Source organism: Desulfovibrio sp. UIB00, assembly GCF_022508225.1.
In the GTDB taxonomy this organism is placed as follows: Bacteria; Desulfobacterota; Desulfovibrionia; order Desulfovibrionales; family Desulfovibrionaceae; genus Desulfovibrio.
In genome coordinates this window covers 114,998-137,345 of the sequence record NZ_JAETXJ010000006.1, presented here as the reverse complement: position 1 = coordinate 137,345, position 22,348 = coordinate 114,998, and the positions used below count along the sequence as shown (strand labels likewise).

At 57.9% G+C, this 22,348-nt stretch carries 19 protein-coding genes; 3 read left to right on the top strand and 16 right to left on the bottom strand.

Annotation, left to right across the window (positions count from 1 at the left end; genetic code table 11):
* Positions 1 to 7 precede the first annotated feature (7 nt).
* The 8 genes from JMF94_RS10915 to tolQ all read right to left on the bottom strand — a co-directional run bounded on the left by JMF94_RS10915 (position 8) and on the right by tolQ (position 7,612).
* Complete coding sequence (locus JMF94_RS10915) at positions 8 to 841, bottom strand: amidohydrolase family protein (protein ID WP_240825121.1); 834 nt, start codon at positions 839 to 841, stop codon at positions 8 to 10.
* Positions 842 to 850: 9 nt separating this feature from the next.
* Complete coding sequence (locus JMF94_RS10910; protein ID WP_240825119.1) at positions 851 to 1,819, bottom strand: D-2-hydroxyacid dehydrogenase; 969 nt, start codon at positions 1,817 to 1,819, stop codon at positions 851 to 853.
* A gap of 347 nt (positions 1,820 to 2,166) precedes the next feature.
* A complete protein-coding gene (gene pal / locus JMF94_RS10905; RefSeq protein ID WP_192112865.1) occupies positions 2,167 to 2,634 on the bottom strand; it encodes a peptidoglycan-associated lipoprotein Pal in 468 nt (155 codons plus the stop codon).
* Positions 2,635 to 2,865: 231 nt separating this feature from the next.
* Complete coding sequence (locus tag JMF94_RS10900; RefSeq protein ID WP_240825117.1) at positions 2,866 to 4,179, bottom strand: translocation protein TolB; 1,314 nt, start codon at positions 4,177 to 4,179, stop codon at positions 2,866 to 2,868.
* 32 nt (positions 4,180 to 4,211) lie between these two features.
* Positions 4,212 to 5,432, bottom strand: a complete 1,221-nt coding sequence (locus JMF94_RS10895; protein WP_240825116.1) for a TonB family protein — start codon at positions 5,430 to 5,432, stop codon at positions 4,212 to 4,214.
* Positions 5,433 to 5,481: 49 nt separating this feature from the next.
* Positions 5,482 to 6,453 (bottom strand): cell envelope integrity protein TolA, encoded by a 972-nt coding sequence (gene tolA, locus JMF94_RS10890; protein ID WP_240825115.1) that lies wholly within the window; start codon positions 6,451 to 6,453, stop codon positions 5,482 to 5,484.
* A gap of 9 nt (positions 6,454 to 6,462) precedes the next feature.
* The gene (locus JMF94_RS10885; protein ID WP_022658281.1) at positions 6,463 to 6,915 is read right to left on the bottom strand and encodes an ExbD/TolR family protein; all 453 of its coding nucleotides are present in this window, start codon (positions 6,913 to 6,915) and stop codon (positions 6,463 to 6,465) included.
* Position 6,916: 1 nt separating this feature from the next.
* A complete protein-coding gene (gene tolQ / locus JMF94_RS10880) occupies positions 6,917 to 7,612 on the bottom strand; it encodes a protein TolQ (RefSeq protein ID WP_192112869.1) in 696 nt (231 codons plus the stop codon).
* Between the two features lie 553 nt (positions 7,613 to 8,165).
* Here tolQ and JMF94_RS10875 point away from each other — a divergent pair.
* Both JMF94_RS10875 and JMF94_RS10870 read left to right on the top strand, forming a co-directional pair.
* On the top strand, positions 8,166 to 9,599 hold the full coding sequence (locus JMF94_RS10875; RefSeq protein ID WP_240825114.1) for a TolC family protein: 1,434 nt from the start codon (positions 8,166 to 8,168) through the stop codon (positions 9,597 to 9,599).
* 43 nt (positions 9,600 to 9,642) lie between these two features.
* Positions 9,643 to 11,301, top strand: coding sequence for a ribonuclease J (locus tag JMF94_RS10870; protein WP_240825113.1), 1,659 nt, complete (start codon positions 9,643 to 9,645; stop codon positions 11,299 to 11,301).
* 312 nt (positions 11,302 to 11,613) lie between these two features.
* Here the strand turns inward: JMF94_RS10870 and JMF94_RS10865 are convergent, their stop codons facing one another.
* The 6 genes from JMF94_RS10865 to JMF94_RS10840 form a co-directional block, all read right to left on the bottom strand.
* The gene (locus JMF94_RS10865; RefSeq protein ID WP_022658285.1) at positions 11,614 to 12,318 is read right to left on the bottom strand and encodes an ABC transporter ATP-binding protein; all 705 of its coding nucleotides are present in this window, start codon (positions 12,316 to 12,318) and stop codon (positions 11,614 to 11,616) included.
* Positions 12,311 to 13,096 (bottom strand): ABC transporter ATP-binding protein, encoded by a 786-nt coding sequence (locus JMF94_RS10860; protein WP_276612908.1) that lies wholly within the window; start codon positions 13,094 to 13,096, stop codon positions 12,311 to 12,313. The genes JMF94_RS10865 and JMF94_RS10860 overlap by 8 nt, the downstream gene beginning before the upstream one ends.
* Positions 13,096 to 14,316, bottom strand: coding sequence for a branched-chain amino acid ABC transporter permease (locus JMF94_RS10855; protein ID WP_240825112.1), 1,221 nt, complete (start codon positions 14,314 to 14,316; stop codon positions 13,096 to 13,098). Before JMF94_RS10855 ends, JMF94_RS10860 begins: the two co-directional genes overlap by 1 nt.
* Positions 14,317 to 14,318: 2 nt before the next feature.
* Positions 14,319 to 15,227, bottom strand: a complete 909-nt coding sequence (locus JMF94_RS10850; protein ID WP_240825111.1) for a branched-chain amino acid ABC transporter permease LivH — start codon at positions 15,225 to 15,227, stop codon at positions 14,319 to 14,321.
* 120 nt (positions 15,228 to 15,347) lie between these two features.
* On the bottom strand, positions 15,348 to 16,478 hold the full coding sequence (locus tag JMF94_RS10845) for a branched-chain amino acid ABC transporter substrate-binding protein (protein WP_240825109.1): 1,131 nt from the start codon (positions 16,476 to 16,478) through the stop codon (positions 15,348 to 15,350).
* A gap of 180 nt (positions 16,479 to 16,658) precedes the next feature.
* On the bottom strand, positions 16,659 to 18,080 hold the full coding sequence (locus JMF94_RS10840) for a PLP-dependent aminotransferase family protein (RefSeq protein ID WP_240825107.1): 1,422 nt from the start codon (positions 18,078 to 18,080) through the stop codon (positions 16,659 to 16,661).
* Positions 18,081 to 18,236: 156 nt separating this feature from the next.
* Here JMF94_RS10840 and JMF94_RS10835 point away from each other — a divergent pair, with 156 nt between their 5' ends.
* Positions 18,237 to 19,256, top strand: coding sequence for a DMT family transporter (locus JMF94_RS10835; RefSeq protein WP_240825106.1), 1,020 nt, complete (start codon positions 18,237 to 18,239; stop codon positions 19,254 to 19,256).
* 295 nt (positions 19,257 to 19,551) lie between these two features.
* Here JMF94_RS10835 and JMF94_RS10830 read toward each other — a convergent pair whose 3' ends face one another.
* Both JMF94_RS10830 and JMF94_RS10825 read right to left on the bottom strand, forming a co-directional pair.
* Positions 19,552 to 21,147 carry a (Fe-S)-binding protein gene (locus JMF94_RS10830; RefSeq protein ID WP_240825105.1) on the bottom strand — a complete coding sequence of 532 codons (1,596 nt, stop codon included), beginning with the start codon at positions 21,145 to 21,147 and terminating at the stop codon, positions 19,552 to 19,554.
* Between the two features lie 11 nt (positions 21,148 to 21,158).
* A complete protein-coding gene (locus JMF94_RS10825) occupies positions 21,159 to 22,097 on the bottom strand; it encodes a respiratory nitrate reductase subunit gamma (RefSeq protein WP_240825104.1) in 939 nt (312 codons plus the stop codon).
* Between the last annotated feature and the right edge of the window lie 251 nt (positions 22,098 to 22,348).

Here is a 22,348-nt window from a genome sequence, read left to right as displayed (position 1 = left end):
TCGGCTGTCAATGGCTGAGCTGGCTTTTCGCCTGCGGGGCACTGTCGCACAGCAAGGACGTGGCGTTGCTCATGATGGTTTCCATCTCCGCATCCTTGAGGCTGGCAAGGCGTTGCAGGCGTTGTCGTTCTTCCACAGGGTCGTACAGCGGCCAATCTGTGCCAAAGAGAATACGTTCTCGCGGAAAAGCCCCAAGAAGTTTTTTGGCAAGCAGCGGGGTGGCAAAGGGCGTTGTACTTGAGGTGTCAAACCAAAGGTTTTCAAACCTGTTGCCAGCAAGAGCATCAAGCGCATGCGCCCACATGCGGTAGCCGCCAAAATGGGCCGCAATCACCCTCATGCGGGGGAACTGACGCAGAATAGCCGCCAGTTTGTAAGGGCAGGAGGGGTTTTGGGCTGGCGTTGTTCTGTCGCCTATGTGGATTTCAAATACAAAGTCTTTTTGCGCTGCTTCAAAAATGGGCAGAAGGCGAGGGTCGTCCAGCCAGAAGCTCTGAAAATCAGGGTGCAGCTTGATGCCACGGATGCCCGCGCCCTTGATGCGATTAAGCTCCGCCTCCCAGTTTTCATAGCCCGGGTGCACCGTACCAAAGGCGATGACCCTGTCCGCATGCTCCTTTTGCAAGGTGATGGCGTAGTTGTTTGCCGGAATAACCTGGGCCGGTGCTGTGGCTGCGCACAAAACCACGCACTTTTCCATCTCGGCCTTACGTTCGCGCTCCAGCAGGTGGGCGATGGTGCCATCGCCCGCGCAGTTGACGCTATAAAATTCATTCAGGTGATCCACTGCCTTGTGCGCTATCTTGGGATGAAAGGCATGGGTGTGTATATCGATGTACATGATTGGCGCTTATTTTACCCCATTCACCACATTGACGGGAGTTCCTGCCTGCCAGCGCCGGATGTTCTCCGCCATGAGGTCAATGATGTTTTGCCGCGCACGTGTGGTAGCCCAAGCAATGTGCGGCGTAATCAGCGTGTTGGGCGCTGAAAACAGGGGATTGTCGTCCTGCGGAGGCTCCTGTGCAAGCACGTCAGTTCCAAGACCTCGCAGATGCCCGGATTTCAGGGCTTCAGCAGCGGCGGCTTCATCCACCAGCGGCCCACGCGAGGTATTCAGCAGAATAGCCCCTTTGCGCATGGACGAAAGTGTTTTGGCATTGATGATGTTGCGTGTTTCCTTGGTCAGCGGGCAGTGCAGCGAAACCACGTCCGATGCGCAAAGCAGATGCTCAAGCGTGGCAAAGGCAAAGGGGCCGTAGGACGGCGGATCCTTGGGGGTGCGGCAGTAGGCGAGTACGCTCATGCCAAAGGCGTGGGCCAGTTCACCCATACGGCGGCCTATGGAGCCAAAACCAATGAGGCCCATGGTCAGGCCTTCCAGGCACAGAGGCGGGATCTTCCAGTAGCACCAGCTTTTGGATTTGAGCCAGTCGCCGTTTTTGACGCTTTCGGAATGCAGGCTCGTGTGGCGGCACAGTTCAAGCAAGAGCGCCATTGCATGCTGGGCCACATCGCTCACGCCGTAAGCAACAACGTTGCATACAGGAACATTGCGTGCGGCCAGCGCATCAACATCTACAATATTATAGCCGGTGGCAAGAACGCCAACCATGCGGACATTGCTGTCCAGTTGCGCAAGATTTGCGCCAGTCAACGGGGTTTTGTTGACAAGCACCACGTCTGCCCCCTGGGTGCGCTCTGCAACCGCTTCGGTGGGAGTGGTTTCATAAATGGACACATCGCCAAGGGATGTGATCGGGCCCCAATCCACATCACCGGGATTGAGCACCGCACCGTCAAGAATGGCAATTTTCATGCAGGTAACCTCTGTTGTCTGCACTGTATCCTGTGATGCCGCTGCCCGCAAGTTCCTGGCGCAAAGTCATATATCTGTAACAGTTGGGTATTTTTTTGCTCTGCTGACAGGACGTTGCGGCGGTAAATAGCACTGGGCGCGCACGATGGGGCGGCAATGCTTGCACGCAATGTTCCTACGCAGTGTGGAACAAAGGGGGCGAAGACAGCGCAGGCCGTACAACGCCAGATGCTGATGCAGATATGTGTGCAAAGGTTGTGCTGGGTAAAGCCCTTTGCAGGCCGTACGCAGGGCAAAAAAAAGAGCCGCCCCAAAGGGCGGCTCTTTCAGTACTAATCTTAAAAAGACTAGTGGGCGATCACGCGGAAGTCGTCGCGGCGGTTCTTGGACCACGAAGCTTCGTTGTTACCCTGCACGGCGGGGTTTTCCTTGCCGTAGCTGATCATTTCCAGCTGGCTGGGATTCACGCCAAGCGTAACCAGGTATTCGTAGGAAGCGCGGGCGCGGCGTTCGCCGAGGGCGAGGTTGTATTCCTGGGTGCCGCGTTCGTCGCAGTTGCCTTCGATGCGCACGCGGATAGAGGAGTACTTCTTCAGCAGATCGGCCTTGGTCTTCAGCATTTCTTTGTATTCGGGCTTGATGTCGAATTTGTCGAAAGCGAAGTAGACGCGGGCGTCAGTGATCTGCTGGATGGCCGCACGCATTTCGGGGGTCAGGCCATCGTCATAGCCGGGTTCGCTGGTGGTTTTCTTTGCGCAACCGAAGCCGGCGGCAAGGGCCATAACCAGAGCGAGAATAAGAGCATAGCGTTTCATTGTGTGTCCTCCTGAACAGCTCATTCTCCAAAAAAATTGATACCTTTCCTTTCTGCACACGCGAGGCCGTTTCGTCCTCGCATAACAGATGGTATCTGGCCCGCAATTTTTGTCAAGGCGTGGAAGGGGGTTTCGACGCACTTTCGTAAAATATTTTTTACCCATTTCGTCCCCTGAGGGCCGGAAAATCGAGTAAAAATGCGGGTAAGAGGCCTATCTGTTAATTTTTAGCTATTTTTGCTGACCGGGCATGCCCCAGCGCGGGAAGTAGACGGAACCACCACCGGTGGGTACCTGCTTCGCATCGCCGCCATGGCGGGTGGTCAGGTAGATGCCGTGACCGCTGCGCGTGGACGAGAACGCAATAAAGTAACTGTCGGCGCAGAAAGCGGGCTGTTCATCGCTGCCGGGGCCGAAAGTAACCTGACGTTCCATGCCGGTAAGCATATCTTGCACAAAAATACGGTGACCATAATCGGTCATGCGGCTGTACACCACCAGGGTTCCGTCAGGCGACAGATTGGCCTCGGTGTTGTACGTGCCGTTTTTGCTCACGCGCGTGACCGATCCGCTGCTCAGATCCTTGAGGAAAATCTGCGGGCCGCCAAGGCGTGAAGAGGTAAATGCCATCTTGGTGCCCGTGCTGTCAAATGTGGGCGAAACGTTGATGGAGTCGTTTTGCTCAAGCACGCGTTCTTTCTGGAAAACGTGGTTCAGCTGGAAGATAACAGGGTACTTGCCGTTGGAAAGCGCCACGGCCACCTTGTTGTCAGGCATAAAGGCAGGGCCGATAACCACGTTGCCGGGAAAGCGGATACGCTGCACTTTGCCGCTGGAGCGATCCCAAACGCCGAGGGCATGGGATTTTTCGTCAATGTGGGTAAAGACCACAAAGCGACCATCAGGCGACCATGCGGGCGACATGGACTCGCCGGGCATGTTGGTGATCTGCCGCAGGTCGCGCCCGGTGGGCTTGACCAGCCATACGTTGGCGCTCATCTTGCCCGTCTTTTTTACAAAGGCAAGCGTGGAGCGGAAGAAGGCGCCATTGCCCGTAAGGGCTTCAAGCAGGTCGGCGCAGAAGCGGTCGGCCACTTCGGGCAGGTCTTTGGAAGTAACCTTGGGGTACTCCTTGCCGAAAAGTCGCCCGCCAGTGTTGGTTTCAAATGCGCGGATCTGCACGGGGCGGGTGCCGCTGTCGCCCTCGGGCCAGTAAGTCGTTACCACAATGTCCGACCCGGCAAGCTGGAAGCGCTTGAAATCGAGGGACGGCGGCTCATACCCGGGCAGAACAACGCCGCCAAGCACTGCTCTGGGATCGGTAAGACGCATAAAGGGCAAAAAGCTCAGGTTTTCCTGCACGATTTTTTGCAGGTCTGTGCCCATGCTGTTCGCTTCAGCAGAGGGGCCCTTGATGGGGGCCGCCAGGGCAAGGTTAACAATGTTTTGCCCCGGACCGTAAATGTCCACGCGCATGGCGGCCTGCGCCCCGCTTCCGAGAGCCAGCCAGAACCCCAGGGTCAGGAGAAGAAGCTGTTTTTTCATGGCGTCAGTATTCCTTGTTCAAGCAGCACGCCTCAGCGGCGCACCAGTGTAAGGGTGATGTCCAGCGTTCCCCCAAGTTCGGCGGGCGGAGGGGGCAAGCTGCCTGCTCGGCGTATGCCTCGCTGCACATATTTGTCAAGAAGCTTGTCGCCCGTGGGCGATATTACCTTGAAATCTGTGATTTCTCCTTGGGGGGAAATCGTAAGCCTCAGGCGTGTCTGATATTCGCCCGGCTCTGTTTCGGCAGGGATCAGGATAGCGTCGCGAACCTGCCGGGTAGCGTCACGCCGATATTTTACACGATCAACGCCGGATGCGCCAGATGCCGTTGTGCCAGCTGCCGTTGCCCCTGGCGCAGGGGTCCCCGGCGCGGCCACCGTGGCCCGGTCAGAGGGCGTGGGGGCTGCATCGGTTTTTGCCGGGGGCTGTTCTTTTGCCTGAGTCTGAGCCGACGCTGCCGCTGATGCGGCTTCCATGTCCGGATCGCCATAGGTGGGCAGATTGTCCACCTGCCGGGCTGGCTTTTCTTTTGCCGCAGGGGCGGCCTGTTCTCCTGCGGTGGGGCTGCTCCTGCCGATAAGCTGCGTGGCTGGTGCGTTGTCAGCCTGAGCCGTGGCCGGAGCCTTTGCGCCCTTTTTCTTGCTTTCAGCATTTGCCTTGGGGGCCGATGCAGGGGCCACCGGCGCGGCCCTTACTTCCGGCGCGTCCTTGCCGTTGGCCCTGGCAATGGCTTCGGCTCTTTCTCGGGCGCGGTCTTCAGCAGCTTCGGCTCTTGTGTCGCCAAGCGCGGCTTCGGCCTTGTTTCTGGCCTTGACCTCGGCCCGCAGCGCTTCTTCCGAACTGAGGGTTTCCGCCTTGGGCTTGCCCTTGGGGGTGCCGTTCCAGAATGTCAGATGAACGTCCATGGGCGCGCCGTAAGGCGGTGTTCCAAAAGAACCAACCTGCCGCACCGCACCGCATACAGAACTGTCAAAAGCCTCCAGACCCGAGGATTTGACCGGTTTGCAGTCTTCAACCTGCCCACGCCCGTTAACCGTGACCTTGAGGCGCACCCTGAAATCGCTTTTAAGCGCCGGGGGCGGGGCCCATATCTCAATAATTTTGTCCAGCATGTTTCCGGCATAGGTGCTTTGATCCGCACTGGCGGCAGAAGCGGCAAAAGCCCCGATCGCCGTGACGTAAAAGAACGTCACGGCGATGAGGCTTGAGCATATGCAAAGACTGCTGAGGTTCGTGCGCGGTTGGGAAGGCATATATCCTCCTGAATGCGCGCGTTACCAATTGCGCGTTTAGGTGGCCGCCTTAGCGGCCCATGAGTTCGTCAAGCGTAAACACCAGATCAAGGTCACCGTAGTCCGCTGAAGGCGGAGGCGGGAACTGGCCGCTATTGGCAGTGCGCACAATGGCGCTCGCTGCGGATGCGTCAAACTGCGCGTTGCCCGAACTGTGTGTTACTACGGGATTCTGCAACAGCTTTCCCTGGGCGTCTACCTTGACGTTGATGATGCAGCGCAGGTTCAGGCGGCTGGCCGAGGTAAAGCCCCAGTTGGGCCGTACTGCCAGCATGACCTGTCCCATGTACACATCGCCAAGGCCGCCGCCGCCAGGGCCGGCGCCTTCGCCGCCACCGCCGCCCCTGTTGCCGCCTGCGCGGCGCTGGGCCTGGGCAAGAGCCTGCTCCACGGCATTGCCTCTGTCGCCGGAATCAGCCCGCGAGCTGGCTTTGCGCGCCTGTTGCAAGGCTGCTGCCACAGGGTCAACGTTGGACTTGGCGTCCTTGGATTCCTTGGCGTCCTTCTTGGCGTCCGCTTTGGGAGGCTCCGGCTTCTTCTGATCCTTGGGAGCTTCCTTCTGCGGTTCTTCCTTGGGCTTGGGCTTGTCTTCTTTTTTCTGCGCGATGGGTTTAGCTTCTTCCTTGGGTTCCGGCTTGGGCTGCGGTTTCGGCTCGGGCTTGGGCTCGGGCTTTTTTACAGCCGCTGCATCCTGCTTGGGCTGCGGCGGAACAGGTTTGGGCTCTTTGACTTCAACGCGCTCGGGCGCTGCCACTTCTGCCTTGGGAGCGGGCGGCGTAGGCGCAAGGGGGCCATCGCCGGGCTGCCCCATATGCCCGAGAATGGGCGAGGGGGTGCGGTTGCCGCCTGTGGCGCCCTCAACCAGACTGATCATGACTGGAGGCGTGTCCAGCTTGATGGGCGGGCTGCTGGGCCAGAACCATATCAGCAAAAATATGGCTGCGTGCAGGCAGAATGAAAGAACGTATGAGGCCAGGCGCATAGAGCAATCCTATTTTCGGGCGCGTGCGGGCTTGCCGCCCTTGGGCGAGGCATCATCGGGCTGTTCGGCGATCACGCCGAGCTTTTCGATGCCTACGGCCTTGATGTGACCCATGACTTCCACAACGGTGCCGTAAGGCACTGCCTTGTCGGCCTGCAGAAAGAGCGTCTTGTTCTTTTCCTTGACCAGACGCTGCAAGTACCCCTCAAGGTCTTCCATGGTGTCCACGGGGTACTCGTCAAGGTACATCTTGCCGTCATTGCGCACGGTCAACACCATGTGGTCGGCCTCGGTAGAAAGCACTTCCACCTGCTTGGTCTGCGGCAGATCCACGTCCAGCCCCTGACTCATCATGGGGGTAGCCACCATGAAGATGATCAGCAGCACCAACATGACGTCCACAAAGGGCGTGACGTTGATGTCCGAAACAAACTTGTTGCCGCCGCCAACACTAGCGCCCATGCTACATCTCCGTTGCACCCGTGCGCTGCACGGGGCGGTGGGCGTTGATTTCGCGCTGGACGCGGTTGAGGAACACGCCGGCAAAGTTCACCAGCAGCGTATCAACCTGCGAAAGCTTGCCCATGAAGATATTGAAGCCGATGGTGGCCGGAACAGCCACAGCCAGGCCGATGGCCGTGGCAACCAGAGCTTCCGAAATACCGGGGGCAACGGTGGCCAGGGAGGCCGACTTGAGCATGCCGATGGAGTGGAAGGAGCTCATGATGCCCCAGACCGTGCCAAACAGGCCGATAAAGGGGGCCGTGTTGGCGCAGGTGGCCAGAATAGACAGCGAGCTTTGCAGCCGGGCCAGTTCCGTGCCCACACCCTGACGCAGTGCGCGGCGAACGTTGTCGACCACTACTTCACTGCTGTTGCCAAGTTCTTTGGAACGGTTGAATTCAAGAACGCCCTGGTGGGCGATGTAGTACAGCGGGGAAGTTGGGTCGGAACCCAAGGACTGCACGGCTTCGCGCAGATTGGCCGCCTTCTCGAACCTTTCCGTGCCGCTGAGAGCCTTTTTGTTAGCTGCGCTCAAGCCGATGAATTTCTGGATCATCAGCCCCCAGCTCCCAATGGACATCATGACCAGAAACGCCAGCACCGCCTTGGCCACCAGGCTTGCCTGGGCGATCATCGAAAAAAAACTGAATTCCATGAGGTTCTCCATATCTGCGCAACAACTGTGGTCTGTTTCAGTGCGCCGCAAAAAATGCCAGCACGGCAGACGCAAAGATGCGCCAACCGTCACGGCGGAGCTGCGGAATCCCGCAAGGACTCTGCTGCGCAGCATGCTACGACTGAGGTAAACTTTCAAGAAATTTTTTAGAATCCCCTTGCGGCTCCTTAGGGCCAGGGAATTTTAGGTGTCACTGCAATCTTGTTTGGCGGGGTTTGAAACAGATGCGGCAATCTTATCTAAAATTCAATTTTATACGCACGTCTGTTTGTTGTTGAAATTGACCTCATTTGATGTATACTAAGGCGCGATAGTTACGCCTTATGGTTCTTTATTCTGTAAACAGTACATGTAAAAATAGTTATTATTCTGCAGGTGCTGAATAAAAATATCTTTGAAATAATGCCTGTTTTGTCGTTTTGCGTAAAATTATCTTTTTCCATGAAGTGTTGCCAATGCCGTCTTCTGCGGTGTATGTAATCCGGGTCGAAGTAATTTTTAAAGGTAACGGAACCATTCCGTCTGTAAATATATGAAACGCATTCCTGAACTGGGCCTCGTGTTTCTTGTTGTTGGTGCGCTTGCTGGGCCTGTGTGCAGCAACGCCGCGTTTGCCGATTCTTCTGTTGCAGCGCGCCCCTCGGGCAGCGCCGCCGTGCCCGTTTTTAGCGGAAGAACCTTGCCTTCGGGCAAGGACAATGCTTTGCCTTCCGGGGCAGTTTCCATGCCCGATGCTGTGGATCGCGCTTTGCGGCATAATCCGAGCCTTGGTTCGCAAGAGGCGCAGGGGCAGTCTTCTGAAGAGGCGCGCAAATCTGCGCGCGGGGCTTTTGGGCCCAAGCTTGGCACAACGTATTCCGCCTCCAAGCAGGAAAGAAAAACATCGCCCGCCTTGCCCAGCAGTAGCAGACCAGCGGAAAAAGGCACCTACACTTGGGCCGTTGAAATTTCTCAGCCCGTGTTTCAAGGGTTTCAGCTCCTGGCCAACTATCAGAAAGCGGCCCTTCAGGCTGACAGCGATAAAGCCTCTGTGCGTAATGCCGAACTGTCCATGACAGAAAACGTTCAGACCCAGTTTCTGAATTATCTGCGGTACGAAGAAAGTGTGCGCAGCCAGCGCGATGCTCTGGCCCGGTTGCAGGATCAGTTGCGCATCACCACTGCCTTTTTTGGTGTGGGGCTTCGCCCCCGGCTGGATGTGCTCCAGGCAGAGGTGGACGTGCGTCAGGCCGAGAATACCTTGATTCAGGTCGAAAACAGCCGCGACACGAGCCTTGCCAAGCTGAATACTCTGCTGGGGCTGCCCGCCACGGCCAAGATCAAGTTTACCGGCACGCTTGCCCATGTGCCCTTTACCCGTTCACTGGAGCAGTGCCTTGAAGCGGCCTACCGCCAGCGGCCCGATCTCTACATGGCGGCGCGTTCGGTAGAAATCGCGGGCAAATCGCAGCAGGCCGTGCAGAGCGCCTATTATCCGCAGGTGGAAGCCTATTACAATGTTTCGCAGAGCGGTAATTCGCTTGATCTGCAGGAAAAGGGCGACCGGGGTTCACGCAGCTCCGTCTGGGAAGTGGGCGCCCGTGCCACCTGGGACGTTTTTCAGTGGGGAACCACGTATTATGCCGACAAAGAGGCAGGCTGGCTGGTCACAAAGATGCGCTATGCCGAAGAAGACCTGAAACTCAGCGTTGGCTACGACATCAAGTCGAAACTGCTTGCCGTGCAGGAAGCCGCAAAACGGATAACCGTGGCGGAAAAGGGCGTGGAGCAGTCTACTGAGGCATACAATGTGGCATTGGCTCGTTATCAGGAGCAGGTGGGCACCAACTTTGACGTGCTGGACGCTTCGTCCAAGCTCACCACCGCTCAGGCGACGTTAACAGGAGCAAAAGCCGATTATCTGACCGCTCTGGCGCAATTATATGTGGCCATGGGCGAATTTCACCCTGATCTTATGCGGCGTTGAGCGACGGCACGACCCCAGCCGCGCCGCCCAAAAGCGATTACGAATGAATGAACCTTATTTGAACATTACCCCCCTCGGGGGGCTGGGAGAGATCGGCCTCAACTGCCAGCTGTGGGAAACCTCCGGCGGTGTGGTGATGGTTGATTGCGGCCTCATGTTTCCTGACGACGCCCACCTTGGCGTGGACGTTGTCATTCCGCACTTTGGCGCGGTCAGCGGCATCAAGGACAAGCTGCTCGGCATTGTGCTGACGCACGGGCATGAGGATCACATTGGTGCGCTGCCCTGGATTGTGCCTGAAATCAAGGGAACCCGCATCTATGGCTCACGCTTTACCCTGGCGCTTGTGGAACACAAGCTCAGGGAACGGGAAATTCTGGATTGGGTGGAGCTGTGCCCCGTTGATATCAATACCGTGCTGCCCCTGGGCGACCTGACCTTTCATTTCTTCCCCGTCTGTCACTCCATTCCCGAAGGCTTTGGCTTGGGCGTAGAAACGCCTGTGGGCCGTGTGGTGCACAGCGGCGATTTCAAGATTGACCCGCATCCCCTGGACACCACAGGCACTGACCTGAATCTTTTCCGCAACTTTGCCGGGCCGGAAGGCGCGCGGCTGCTGCTTTCGGATTCCACCAACATCGTGCGCGAGGGGCGTTCCCTCACGGAGCGCGAGGTCAAGGACTCGCTGGACAAAATATTTGCCAAGGCCGAAGGGCGCATCGTCATCACGCTGTTTTCCAGCCATATTCAGCGTATTCAGGAAGTTTTTGACCTTGCGCGCGAGCATGGGCGCACGGTGGTCATCAGCGGCAAGTCGCTGGCGAACAATATTGAAATGGCCCGGGATCTTGGCATTGCCAAGCTGCCGCCTTCGTTTTTCAACGCGCACAACGGCGTACCCGACCTGCCGGATGACCAGATTGTGCTGGTGGTGACAGGCGCGCAGGGCGAACCGCTCTCCGCCCTGTCGCGCATGGTGCTTGGCGGCCACAGACAGCTGGAGATCCGCAAGGGCGACACCGTGGTCATGAGTTCGCGCATGATCCCCGGCAATGCCAAGGCTATCTCCCGGTTGATCAACGAAATGTACCGTATCGGCGCGGAAGTGCTGTACGAAAGCGTGCACGCCATCCATGCATCGGGCCACGGCCAGCGCGAAGAACTGCGCGACATGCTTGAAGCCGTGCGGCCCACGCTGTTTGTACCTGTGCACGGTGAGTACCAGCATTTGGTCAAGCATGGCCGTCTTGCTGTTGAATGCGGCGTGGAGCAGGACAATGTCATCTTGCTGGAAGATGGCCTGCCCCTTACCCTGCTCAAAGATTCCTTCCGTCTGGAACAGCGCGTTCCTGTCGAGTGTACGCTCGTGGACGGCAAGGGCGTGGGCGATGTGGGCTATGCCGTGCTTAAGGAGCGCCGCATTCTGGGTGATGAGGGCATGGTCATTGTGGTGCTGGTGGTTGATTCAGAAACCGGCAGCATACTGCACGGTCCGGAAATGATCTCTAAAGGCTTTGTGTTCGAGCAGCACTACAGTCATTTGCTGGAAGACGCCAAGTGCCTGGTGCTGGACGAAATTGAAGCGGTCCGCCCCGGTCAGCTTGGACGCTTGCAGGAAGGCATTCGTTCTTCGCTGCGGCGCTTCTTCCGCCGTGTGCTGGAGCGTGACCCCGTGGTCGTGCCCATCATCAGCGAAGTCTAGGGCAAAACTACAGATAACTTTCAGATTATTGCGGGGTTGAGGGATAATCCTCCCCCGTGAATAGCTTCGATACTGCTCCAAAGCCGTTTCCGACTGCCAGTCGGCAACGGCTTTGCTTTTGAGGAAAAGGTAGACTGTAGGCTGTGGTGGGGCAGGACGCGTGTTCGGTACTGCGTCACGAGGATGCGCAAGGAGCATGCACGTTACAGTTTGACATTGCACATAAAAAGCGGCGCGTTTGTCAGGCAAACGCGCCGCTTTACTATCTGTCGCGGCAAGGGCACAGGTTTGTACCGCTATGGGGATTGCGGTCTACATGCCCAGATAGGCAGTGCGCACTTCTTCGCTGGTGAGCAGGTTGGCGGCTGTGTCGTGCATGACTATGCGGCCATTTTCCATAACATATCCGTGGTTGGCGATGCGCAGGGCCTGGTTGGCGTTCTGCTCCACCAGAAAGACAGTGGTGCCGTTGGAATTGACCTTCTGGATGATGGAAAAGATCTGCTGGATGATGATGGGGGCGAGGCCCAGAGAAGGCTCGTCCAGCAACAGCAGCTTGGGGCGGCCCATGAGGGCGCGGCTGATGGCAAGCATCTGCTGTTCACCGCCGGAAAGCGTCCCGCCCGCCTGCTTGCGGCGCTCGGACAAAATGGGAAAAAGGCTGAACACGTAGTCCAGATCGTCCTTTACGCCTGCCGGATCACGCCGCAAAAATGCGCCGAGGTCGAGATTTTCGCTGACGCTCAGATCAGGGAAAATCAGGCGGCCTTCCGGTACCTGGGAAATACCCAAGGTCACAATTTCGTGCGGGGGCAACTGATGAATGGGCTTGCCGTACCAGAGTATCTCGCCTTTTCTGGGGCGGTTGATGCCGCAGATGGTCATGAGCGTGGTGGACTTGCCCGCGCCGTTGGCCCCGATCAGGGTGACAATTTCGCCTTCTTCAATATTCAGCGAAATATCGCGCAGGGCCTGAATGTTGCCGTAATAGGTGTCTACGTTACGCAGCTCAAGCATCGCTTTCTCCCAGATAGGCCTTGATGACGCGGGGGTTGGTGCGGATTTCAGCGGGGGTGCCTGTGGCGATGCAGGAGCCGTATTCCATGACGTAGATGCGGTCGGAAAGCGACATGACCATGCCCATATCGTGCTCGATAAGCAGGATGGAGATCTGCTGGTTGTCGCGTATGGAGCAGACCAGCTCCTTGAGTTCGTTGGTTTCCTGGGGGTTCATGCCCGCTGCGGGTTCGTCCAGCAGCAGCATGCGCGGCTCGGTCGCCATGGCGCGGGCGATTTCAAGCCGCCTCTGCGCGCCGTAGGGCAGGTTGTTAGCCGTTTCGTTCCAGAACTCCTGAAGTTTCACCAGTTCCAGAAGTTCATAGCTGCGGTCAATGCAGTCCTGCTCTTCACGGCGGGTGCGGCCATCGCGCACGATCGCGCCAAAAATGCCCGCCTTGGTGCGGCAGTGGCGACCGATCATCACGTTTTCAAGCACGGTCATTTCGCTGAAAAGGCGAATGTTCTGGAACGTGCGGGCCATGCCCATGGCCGTGATGAGGTGGGGTTTTTTGCCGTTAAGCAGTTGCTTGTCGCCCGAGGCGTCGTGCAGAAACATCTGCCCCTCTGTGGGGGTGTAGATGCCGGTCACGCAGTTGAAAAACGTGGTCTTGCCCGCGCCATTGGGGCCGATAAGGGCAACAATCTCGCCGCTGTTCACGGTGAGCGAAAGCTCGTTAAGCGCGCGGAGTCCGCCAAAATCCTGAGAAAGATCCTTTACTTCCAGCACCGGTTTCATCAGCGGCCTCCTTCAGCACCGTGCAGGTTGCTGATGCGGTAGCGGCGTCGTTCGCCGCTGATGAGGCCCTGTGGCCGGAAGAGCATCATAATCACCATGATCGCTCCGAAAAGCAGCATGCGGTAGTCAGAGAAAGCCCGCAGATATTCCGGGGCAAGAATGAGAATCAGCGCTGCAATGACCACGCCCGCAATGGAACCCATACCGCCCAGCACCACCATGGAAAGAATCATGGCTGATTCCATGAAGGTGAAGCTGGAGGGATTGATATAGGTGGTCTTGGCGGCAAAGATTACCCCGGCAAAGCCAGCCCAGCAGGAGCCGAGCGCAAAGGCCGAAAGCTTCACCCGCGTGATGTCCACGCCCATGGCCTCGCAGGCTATTTCGTCTTCCCGCAGGGCTTGCAGGGCCAGCCCCACGCGCGAATTCTTGAGCCGGGTGATAACCACAATGGTAACCACCACTGCGGCCAGCACCAGATAGTAGATGTAGGTGGTGGACTGGGTGATGTCCATGTTCATGCCAAAAAAGGCAGGGCGGGGAATATCGCTGACGCCGCGCGGGCCGCCGGTGACGGTGTTCCAGTTTTGCAGCGTGAGGCGCACGATTTCGCCAAAACCCAGGGTCACGATGGCGAGGTAGTCGCCACGCAGCCGCAGCACGGGAAAGCCCAGACCCAGGCCGAAAAGGACTGTAAGGAAACCGCCGATGGGCAGGCAGGTCCAGAAACCCAGGCCGAAGTACTGGTGCAGCAGGCCGTACGTGTACGCGCCAATGGCGTAAAAAGCCACGTAGCCAAGCACAAGCTGGCCCGCCAGCCCCACGACGATGTTCAGGCCCAGCGCGAGCATGACATACAGCAGAGCGGAGATCATGATGTTGGTCTGATAGAAGGAACTGACCAGAGGCATGCCGATGAGCACAACGGCCAGCGCGGCAAGCCCGCCAAGGCGGAGGCCAGCGCGATTTCTGAATGCTTCGATGATTTCTGCCAGGTTGAGGCATTTGGGCAGGGTGATGATCTTCATGCCCGATGCCTTGCGGCTGAAGCACCAGTCCCAGATAAGGGCAAGTACAAATATGCCTGCGCCCAGAGCGAAGATACGGTCAAAACGCCAAACAACGGTTTTTGCCGCCACGTTCAGCTTGATGCCCAGCACCGGCAGGGTGAGGAGCATGAACCACAGGGCGGCGATGGCGGCTTTAAGTATGCGCTGCATGGCTACACCTTCTGCACTGTGGCTTTGCCCAAGATACCGTCGGGCCTGAAAATGAGAATAAGGATAAGAATGCCGAAGGCCAGCATGTCTTCGTAGTTGCCGGAAAAATAGCCCGTGGTGAAGCTTTCGGCCAGGCCAAGCACAAGCCCGCCCACCATTGCGCCGGGGATGGAGCCGATGCCGCCGAGCACTGCGGCGGTAAAGGCCTTAAGCCCAGCCAGAAAACCGATGCCAAAGTTGACCTGCCCCATGTGCGAGGCAATAAGCACGCCGCCAAGGGCCGCCAGGGCGGAACCGATGATGAACGTGAGGGAGATGATGCGGTCGGCATTGATGCCAAGCAATAGGGCCATCTTGCGGTTTTGGGCCGTGGCGCGCATGGCTTTTCCCATGCGGGTGTAGCGGATAAAGAGAGAGAGAGAAACCATGGCAAAGGTGCTGACCATCAGAATGAGAAAGTCGCTGGCACCCATGACGTAGTCGATGTGCTCAAGAAAATTCATTTCTGGCAGCAGGTTCGGGAAGGGCACAAAGTCGGACGTCTGCGCAAGCAGCACATAGTTTTGCAAAAAGATGGACATACCGATGGCAGAAATAAGCGGCGACAGACGCGGCGCGCCACGCAGGGGCTTGTAGGCGACCTTTTCCAGCGTATAGCCGTAGGCGGAACACCAGACTATGGCCGCAAGAGCCGCCACAATAAGAATGCCGCCAGCAGGGAAGCCGTAGACGCCAAGCGCGCCAGCTATAAGCAGGGCCGTGAATGAGCCCAGCATATACACTTCGCCATGGGCAAAATTGATGAGCCCGATAATGCCGTAAACCAGCGTGTAGCCGAGGGCGATCAGCGCATAAATGCTGCCTCGGGTCAAACCGCCGAAAAAGAGCTCTATAAAAAATTGAATGTCCATGCAAACTCGCGCGCGGTACGGGGGGTGTCCCTGTTCGTTCCGCCTGTCCCGTTAATGCCGTCAGCTTCCGGCGATGCGTGAAAAGCCGGGGCGCGGCCATGGCCGCGCCCCGGTAGACGTTTAGTCCAGGGTAATGCTGTGATTAAGCTCTACGAACTTGCCATCTTTGATCTGGTAGATGGAAAGGCCCATACCGGCGGCATCGCCGGTCTTGCTGAAGGTCAGCTTGCCCAGCGGGGTTTCCACGGGGTTGGTGTGCAGGGCTTCCACAACCTTGGCGGCGTCGGTGGAGCCAGCCTTGGCAATGGCGTTCACCAGAGCCTGGGTAGCGGCGTAGCCGTTGTAGTAGAAGGAACCGGGATCGCTGCCGAACATCTTCACATGGCCTTCGTGGGCATGCTTGTAGGCGGGCAGGTTACTGGTGTCCTTGGGATAGGAGGCGTACACGCCTTCGGCGTCCTTGCCAGCCATCTTGATGAAGGCATCGTCCTTGAGGCCGTCGGGGCCGATCATGGCGGTGGTCACGCGGTCGCGGCGCATCTGCTGCAACAGCTTGGAAGCGGTGGGCTGGTAGCCGCCGAACACGAGGATGTCGGGCTGGGCGCGGCGCAGTTTGCGCACAACAGCGGAGAAGTCCACAGCGTCAGGCGTAACGGCTTCGTACAGAACGGTTTCCACGCCAGCCTTTTCAAGGGTTTCGCGGTTGTTGTCCACAAAGCCCTTGCCGTAGTCGCCATTGTCATGCAGGTAGGCGACCTTCTTGGCCTTGAGGCCGTTCAGGATAAAGTCGCTGGTCAACTTGGCCTGGGCCTTGTCGTTGGCGATGGTGCGGAAGAAATAGGGGTTGGTGCCGCTTTCGGTAAGGCTGGGGGTCGTGGCAGAAGGCGACATGGAGACGATCTTGGCTTCGGTGTACAAAGGCAGGGTCGCCTTGGTAGCGCCGGAGCAGATGTGGCCCATGACCACGTTCACCTTTTCGGAAATAAGCTTGGTGGCCGCGTTGGTGGCCAGTTCGGGCTTGCACTGGTCATCCTGGGCGACCAGTTCAAGCTGACGGCCAAGCACGCCGCCGTTGGCGTTCACTTCGGCAATCACAACCTTGGCGGCGTTCAGGCTGGGAACACCGTAGGAGGCCAGATCGCCGGAGTGCGCGCCGGCAACGCCGATTTTAATGGGATCCGCAGCCATTGCGGGCGCGGCAATTGCCACGCAGAATGCCATTGCAGCAAGCCAAGTCATACCTTTTTTCATCTCCGCCCTCCGCGAGAAAAGATGTGCGCACAAATGATGCGCCGCTTGTGGATGAAGGCTTTTCTATTGCCTCATTGCGGGCATCCTGTCAATGCGCGCACGGCGCGGCGATTGAAAGGCCGCAGGGCGGCAAGCCGCCGAATGCCTTGCAAAAAAAGATATTCCATTAAAACTCTCTGCTCACTGCGCAATGGCCCCTCGCAGGGCATGCACCCCGCGCTCCATGGACTGCTCCGAAAGGTGCGCATAACCCAGTATCAGTTCGTGCGCGTGCGCGCCGTTGCGGCACAGAGAATGGTGTTCCACCGGTACGGCCCGAACGCCCTGCGCGCGCATGGCCGCGAGTACTCCGTCTGAAAAGCGGATACCGGGAAATCCCGCCACCAGATGCAGCCCGGCAGCCTGCCCGCTGACTGTGAAGTTGTCGCCAAAGTACCGCCGCAGGCATTCCAGCAGGAAGAGCCTTTTGCGTTTATACAGCTTGCACATTTTCCAGATATGCCGCTCAAGCCCGCCGCTTGAGATAAAGGCGGCCAGCGTGCGTTGTGACAGCGCGTCGGTGTGCACATCCGTGTACTGCTTTTCTTCGGCCCATGGGCGCACCATATCCGGGGGTATCACGGCAAAGCCCAGCCTCAGGGCTGGAGCCAGAATCTTGCTGAATGAACCAATATATATGCCCCTGTCGGGCGCAAGCTCGCGCAGGGCGCTGACGGGCGTTCCCTCAAAACGGAATTCGCCATCATAGTCGTCCTCCACCACCATGCAGTCGCGCTGTCGGGCAAAATCCACCAATCCCTGACGCCGCTGCGCTGAGAGGATGCCCCCGGTCGGATACTGGTGCGAAGGGGTTACATAGACAAAGGCGCATCGGCGGGCGGTTTGCTCAGAGATGTTTTGCAGGAGGCTGATGTCCATCCCCTGCGCGTCTGCGGCAATGCCTTCAATAGCGTACCCGGTGCGCGCTATCACTTCCACCAGCCCCCGATGCACTGGGTCTTCCACAATTGCCAGAGCATCCGGGCGGTTGAGCAGGCGCGCCACAAGCCTTAGCCCCTGGGTTGCGCCTGTGGTAATCATAATCTGCTCCGGTGCAGCGCGCAGGCCCCGCATGCGCAGCAGCCATCCGGCAATGGCCTCCTGCAATTCAGCAACGCCTGGCGGTCTGCAATAGCGCAGAGCCGAGGCTGGCAACGTATCACACACCTGCCGATAGAGTCTGCCCCATTCCGCCGTTGGAAAATGCTCCAGAGCCGGAATGCCGGACTGAAAGTTCACAAGCCCTGGCGGGTCGGCGCGGGCATTATCGAGCGCATGATTATCTGCCGTTGTTTTTTGTCCGTACACTTGCGGCTGGGGCCGTATGCCCTGCGCCACGTGCGTTCCGGAGCCGCGCCGCGATTCAAGATAGCCTTCGGCAAGCAACTGATCATAGGCTTCAATGACTGTGCTGCGGGCCACATGCAGATCTTTGCCCAGTTGCCGGGTGGAAGGCAGGCGGTCGCCCGAGGCCAGATGTCCGCGCAAAATCAGCTCCCTGATCTGTGAGCCGATCTGGCGGTTCAATGAAAGCGGGCTATCCGCATCAAGGCTGATCCACATGGCGCACCTATAATTGGTATGGTAAAAAATATCAAAAAGTGGCGCTTATAAAAACCACTTTAACTACGCTAGCCTCTCAAACGTCAGATGGCAATACGTGCCGGAAGACGCTCAACATGCCGATGCATTGTGCGGGCATTACAAGGAGAGAAAGTAATGAGCGTGTGTGAAAACAGTGCGCAAGGTACTGCGGCTGCGAGATCTGCTGGGGAAGTGGAACAATCAGCGCAATTGGGGCAAGCGCGCCCCTGGGGAGCATGGATCAGCCTGACCCTTGCCATGAGCATCGCTGGCAGTGCGGTGGTGGCGGGAAAACTGCTGGTGGGCAGCCTGCCTGTGTTTCTTGCTGCGGGCCTTGGCCTTGGGGTCGGGCTGCTGGTGATGCTGCCGCAGTTGTGGCTGCGGCGTGAAAAAGGGGCGCTTGACGGGCGCACCCATGCGACATTGGCCCTCCAGGCATTGTGCGGCATTGCACTGTACCGCATCTGCACCTTTGAAGGGCTTCGCTTCACCAGCGCTGCTTCTGCGGGTTTGATGAGCAGCGCCGCGCCAGCGGTTATCGGTTTGCTGGCTTGGGGCATGCTCCGGGAGAGGCCGCCGCTGCGGCGCATTGCGGGCATTGCTTGCGTGAGTCTGGGCCTGCTCGCCATTAATCTTACGCCCTTTCTAGCAGCGCAGGGTGCCGTGGGTGTGGAAACCACGCCAGCAAGCGGAGGCGAGGCCTGGCGCTCATTGCTGGGCAACGGCCTTGTGCTGGCGGCTGTATTGTGCGAGGCGGCATTTTCCGTACTCAGCAAGGCGCGCTGCTGCCCCATGTCACCCTTGCGGCGTACGACAATCTTATCATTCTACGCCTTCATCATGCTGCTGCCCATGGCTTTGTTTGAGGCTCGAGACTTTGACTTCACCTTCTTGTCTGCCGCAGCAATCTGGGGGCTTGCCTATTATGGCGCAGCGGTTTCCTATCTGTCGTATGTGCTGTGGTTTCGTGGGATTGCTCAGGTGCAGGCCAGTGCAGCCGCTGCCTTTACGGGTTTGGTGCCTCTGAGCGGCGTGGCGCTTTCGTGGTTGGTGCTTGGTGAGCAGATTTTGTGGACACATATTGCAGGTCTGGCCTGCGTGACGGTGGGCATATGGCTTTCGTGCGCAGCAACCAATGCGCCGGATGGCAAGTAGGGCGCGGGCAAGCCGCAGCCTGTTCCTGATTTCTGATCGCATTGCCGATGGCTACGCTCATAAATAGAAAAGGGGGCTTGCGCCCCCTTTATCATTCAGATGACAAACCCCGTTGCACGGGTTTTGCGCTGCCAGCGGCGGCAGACCGCCGGGCAGAAAACACAGAAATCAGTCGCTCGTCGGCGCGGACAAGCCGCAGCCTGCTCCTGATTTCTGATCGCATCGCCGATGGCAACGCACATAAATAGAAAAGGGGGCTTGCGCCCCCTTTTCTATTTATCCCACGGCTGGGAAACTATTCTTCTTCGCCTTCAAACTTGATGAACCCGGGGTTCACGTTGACCATGGCGTTGACGATGAGTTCCACCAGGCCGCCGTAAGCGAAGTTGTTCTTGGTGTACAGATCGTTGTGTTCCAGCATTTCGCGGATCTGGCCCTTGCAGTTGGAGCAGGGAGCGCAGATGTACTTGCGGGTTTCCGGTCCAAGGCAATCCTTGAAAGCTTCGGCGATCTGCCACATCTTTTTGCGGCCAGAGATGTTGCCGCGCCATTGCTCGATGTTGTTGCGGGTCATGATGGCAAAGCCGGAGCCGCCGCCGCAGCAGTAGTTGTCCACACCGTGGCAGGGCATTTCGCGGAACATGGGCGCAATCTTGCGCACGATTTCGCGCTGGGGTTCAACAATGCCCATGAGACGCACGATGTTGCAGGGGTCGTGCAGGGTCACAGGGAAGTTGTTGCGCGAAGGATCAAGCTTCAGGCGGCCCGACATGACGATGTCGTGCAGGGTCACGTAGCAGCTTTCGCGCGGCACCTGATATTCGAAGGGGATAACGCGGTCGGCGATAACGGTCAGGGCCTTGTGGGCGTGGCCGCATTCACCGATGACGATCTTTTTCACGCCAAGTTCCTTGGCGGCCATCATGTGCTGGAGGGCAATACGGGCGGTCTGGGCGTCGTCGTAGAACACGCCGTAGTTGACGCCGTCGTACGCCAGGGCCTTGCTCGAGAGCGTCCAGGAAAGACCGGCTTCCTGGAAGATCAGCGAGAAGGCGGCGATGTTTTCAGGCCAGGCCATCACTTCGCCAGCGTTGTGCAGCAGCATGATGTCTGCACCCTGCACGTCGAAGGGAGTGTGGATGCCCACGCCGGTGATTTCGGTGTAGTCCTCGTCGATGAACTCCACGTTTTCTTTCACCACTTCAGGCGTCATGCCGGTGGAAGACCCGCACTTCATCTGGTTCATGGTGCCTTTTTCGTGCAGTTCGCGGGCGTAGATGCCCATCTCCTGGCTGAAAAGCTTGCGGATTTCGCGGGCCAGCAGGCCGTTGTCCACACCGATGGGGCAGGTCTGCGCGCAGCGACGGCAAAGGTTGCAGCGGTAGGCCAGTTCGCCCAGGCGGGCCACGGTCTTCCAGTTCAGGCCCATGTCGCCGTAGCGCCATTTGGCAAAGGGTTCTTTCTTCACATACTGCTTGTAGATGCGGCGGAAGATTTCAGACCGGAAGTTGGGCCGGTACATCTCGTTCTTGCCCGACATTTCGTACAGATGGCAGGCGTCAGAACAGGAGTTGCACTGGGCGCAGTAGTCCATGCTGGTTTCGAGCATGGGCAGGAAGGTCCAGTTGTTTTCCTTGCTGAACAGCTTGCGCATGCCGTTGAGGAACTTGTTGACCAGTTCCTCTTCTTCTTCCTTGTTCTTGGGCACAGGAATATTCAGCACGCACACATCGTCAAGGATGCAGGCGGTGTTCTGCTTCTGCTCTTCGGTGAAGGGCTTCCAGGGCATGGTGTGCACGTCCAGGGGAAGCTCAGGAATATCCTTGAGGTCAATGCTGACCATCTGCCCTTCGGCAGTGGAAACATCTTTCAATTGCAGATTATCTTTCATGATGGAACTCCCTAGTCTTCCTTCTTGGGGGCTGCGGGATTGGTGGTGGCCACGTCAACCCAGGTCTTGGGTTGGCCATCGCCATTGATATGATCGGCAGACCACGTGACGTTGAACTTCAGGGCGTCCATGATCTTTTGCTGGTTCTTGGGGCTGTAGTTGGTGGGTTCGTCACCCCAGCGGATGTCGTGGTAGGTGAAGTACTTCATGAAGACGTGGCCCATGTGGGTCATGGGGATCCAGATCAGCAGGAAGAAGCCCACCAGCAGGTGCAGGCTGAAGAGCACGTTGGTCTGCGGGGCAAAGTGGAACGTGATCAGGTTGTACATGAAGGTGCGGGCCAGCTCGAAGTAGGAAGGAGCGGAAGCCCAGGCAGCCAGGCCCAGCACGCCGAAGAGCACGAAGACGAGCAGGTTGAAGTAATGCTCGGGGGTGCTGTAGCGGCGCAGGCCTTCATCGGCACGACGGCGCAAAACAAGGCTGACGCCGCCCACAATGATGCACAGCGTGCCAGCAAGAGCACAGGCGCTGATAACATTGCCGACAAAGATCATCAGACCGCCCTGGGGGTTGAGGCCCAGAATCTGCGCGATGGCGGCAAACAGCACCACGATGGTGCCGCCCATGAGCATGTACATGCCCACATGGAAGGGGTAGGTGCGCACCCAGAGCTTGAGGTTGTGTTCAAAAGTGGCATGCAAGAAAAGCACTTCGGTCAGCAGCGCCTTGACGTCGCCCATGTGAGCGATGTGACGAGGCTTGGTCCACCAGTCCTTTTCTTCCATAAAGCTGCCGCCGTACACCGTCTTGGAGCCTTCGTGAGGCACGGGGTACAGTTCCCAGCGTACGTGCAGGGGGCTGGCTGCAAGATACGATTTGATCTTGAGGTAGGCCATGCAGAAAAAGCCGGCTACCGCCAGATAGCCAAGAATGTAAAAAAGTGTGGTCATGCGTTTACTCCCGTGGGGTCAAGATGCCGCTAGATCGTGGGTTAGTTGCGGCCGGCACAGCCGACACGCTTTCAAGCCCGGCATGCGTCTGCCTGCCTGCAACCTCTCCTTTTAGTGGGCCGACGCCTGAGTCAAATCTGACCGTTGTAATCAGGAATTGATCACAATAGTCGACATAGTCAAGGTGTACGGTGACCCCCCTGATACTCAAAATTACAAAAAATGCAAAGATGTCAGATGGAAACAATACA

What these genes read in the sequence shown, in the direction of transcription:
- JMF94_RS10840 (WP_240825107.1), bottom strand. Translation starts at nt 18,080, where the DNA reads ATGTGGATCAGCCTTGATGCGGATAGCCCGCTTTCATTGAACCGCCAG.
- tolA (WP_240825115.1), bottom strand. Translation starts at nt 6,453, where the DNA reads ATGCGCCTGGCCTCATACGTTCTTTCATTCTGCCTGCACGCAGCCATA.
- JMF94_RS10885 (WP_022658281.1), bottom strand. Translation starts at nt 6,915, where the DNA reads ATGGGCGCTAGTGTTGGCGGCGGCAACAAGTTTGTTTCGGACATCAAC.
- pal (WP_192112865.1), bottom strand. Translation starts at nt 2,634, where the DNA reads ATGAAACGCTATGCTCTTATTCTCGCTCTGGTTATGGCCCTTGCCGCC.
- JMF94_RS10825 (WP_240825104.1), bottom strand. Translation starts at nt 22,097, where the DNA reads ATGACCACACTTTTTTACATTCTTGGCTATCTGGCGGTAGCCGGCTTT.
- JMF94_RS10915 (WP_240825121.1), bottom strand. Translation starts at nt 841, where the DNA reads ATGTACATCGATATACACACCCATGCCTTTCATCCCAAGATAGCGCAC.
- JMF94_RS10860 (WP_276612908.1), bottom strand. Translation starts at nt 13,096, where the DNA reads ATGAAACCGGTGCTGGAAGTAAAGGATCTTTCTCAGGATTTTGGCGGA.
- JMF94_RS10900 (WP_240825117.1), bottom strand. Translation starts at nt 4,179, where the DNA reads ATGAAAAAACAGCTTCTTCTCCTGACCCTGGGGTTCTGGCTGGCTCTC.
- JMF94_RS10865 (WP_022658285.1), bottom strand. Translation starts at nt 12,318, where the DNA reads ATGCTTGAGCTGCGTAACGTAGACACCTATTACGGCAACATTCAGGCC.
- JMF94_RS10870 (WP_240825113.1), top strand. Translation starts at nt 9,643, where the DNA reads ATGAATGAACCTTATTTGAACATTACCCCCCTCGGGGGGCTGGGAGAG.
- tolQ (WP_192112869.1), bottom strand. Translation starts at nt 7,612, where the DNA reads ATGGAATTCAGTTTTTTTTCGATGATCGCCCAGGCAAGCCTGGTGGCC.
- JMF94_RS10855 (WP_240825112.1), bottom strand. Translation starts at nt 14,316, where the DNA reads ATGCAGCGCATACTTAAAGCCGCCATCGCCGCCCTGTGGTTCATGCTC.
- JMF94_RS10895 (WP_240825116.1), bottom strand. Translation starts at nt 5,432, where the DNA reads ATGCCTTCCCAACCGCGCACGAACCTCAGCAGTCTTTGCATATGCTCA.
- JMF94_RS10845 (WP_240825109.1), bottom strand. Translation starts at nt 16,478, where the DNA reads ATGAAAAAAGGTATGACTTGGCTTGCTGCAATGGCATTCTGCGTGGCA.
- JMF94_RS10830 (WP_240825105.1), bottom strand. Translation starts at nt 21,147, where the DNA reads ATGAAAGATAATCTGCAATTGAAAGATGTTTCCACTGCCGAAGGGCAG.
- JMF94_RS10850 (WP_240825111.1), bottom strand. Translation starts at nt 15,227, where the DNA reads ATGGACATTCAATTTTTTATAGAGCTCTTTTTCGGCGGTTTGACCCGA.
- JMF94_RS10910 (WP_240825119.1), bottom strand. Translation starts at nt 1,819, where the DNA reads ATGAAAATTGCCATTCTTGACGGTGCGGTGCTCAATCCCGGTGATGTG.
- JMF94_RS10835 (WP_240825106.1), top strand. Translation starts at nt 18,237, where the DNA reads ATGAGCGTGTGTGAAAACAGTGCGCAAGGTACTGCGGCTGCGAGATCT.
- JMF94_RS10875 (WP_240825114.1), top strand. Translation starts at nt 8,166, where the DNA reads ATGAAACGCATTCCTGAACTGGGCCTCGTGTTTCTTGTTGTTGGTGCG.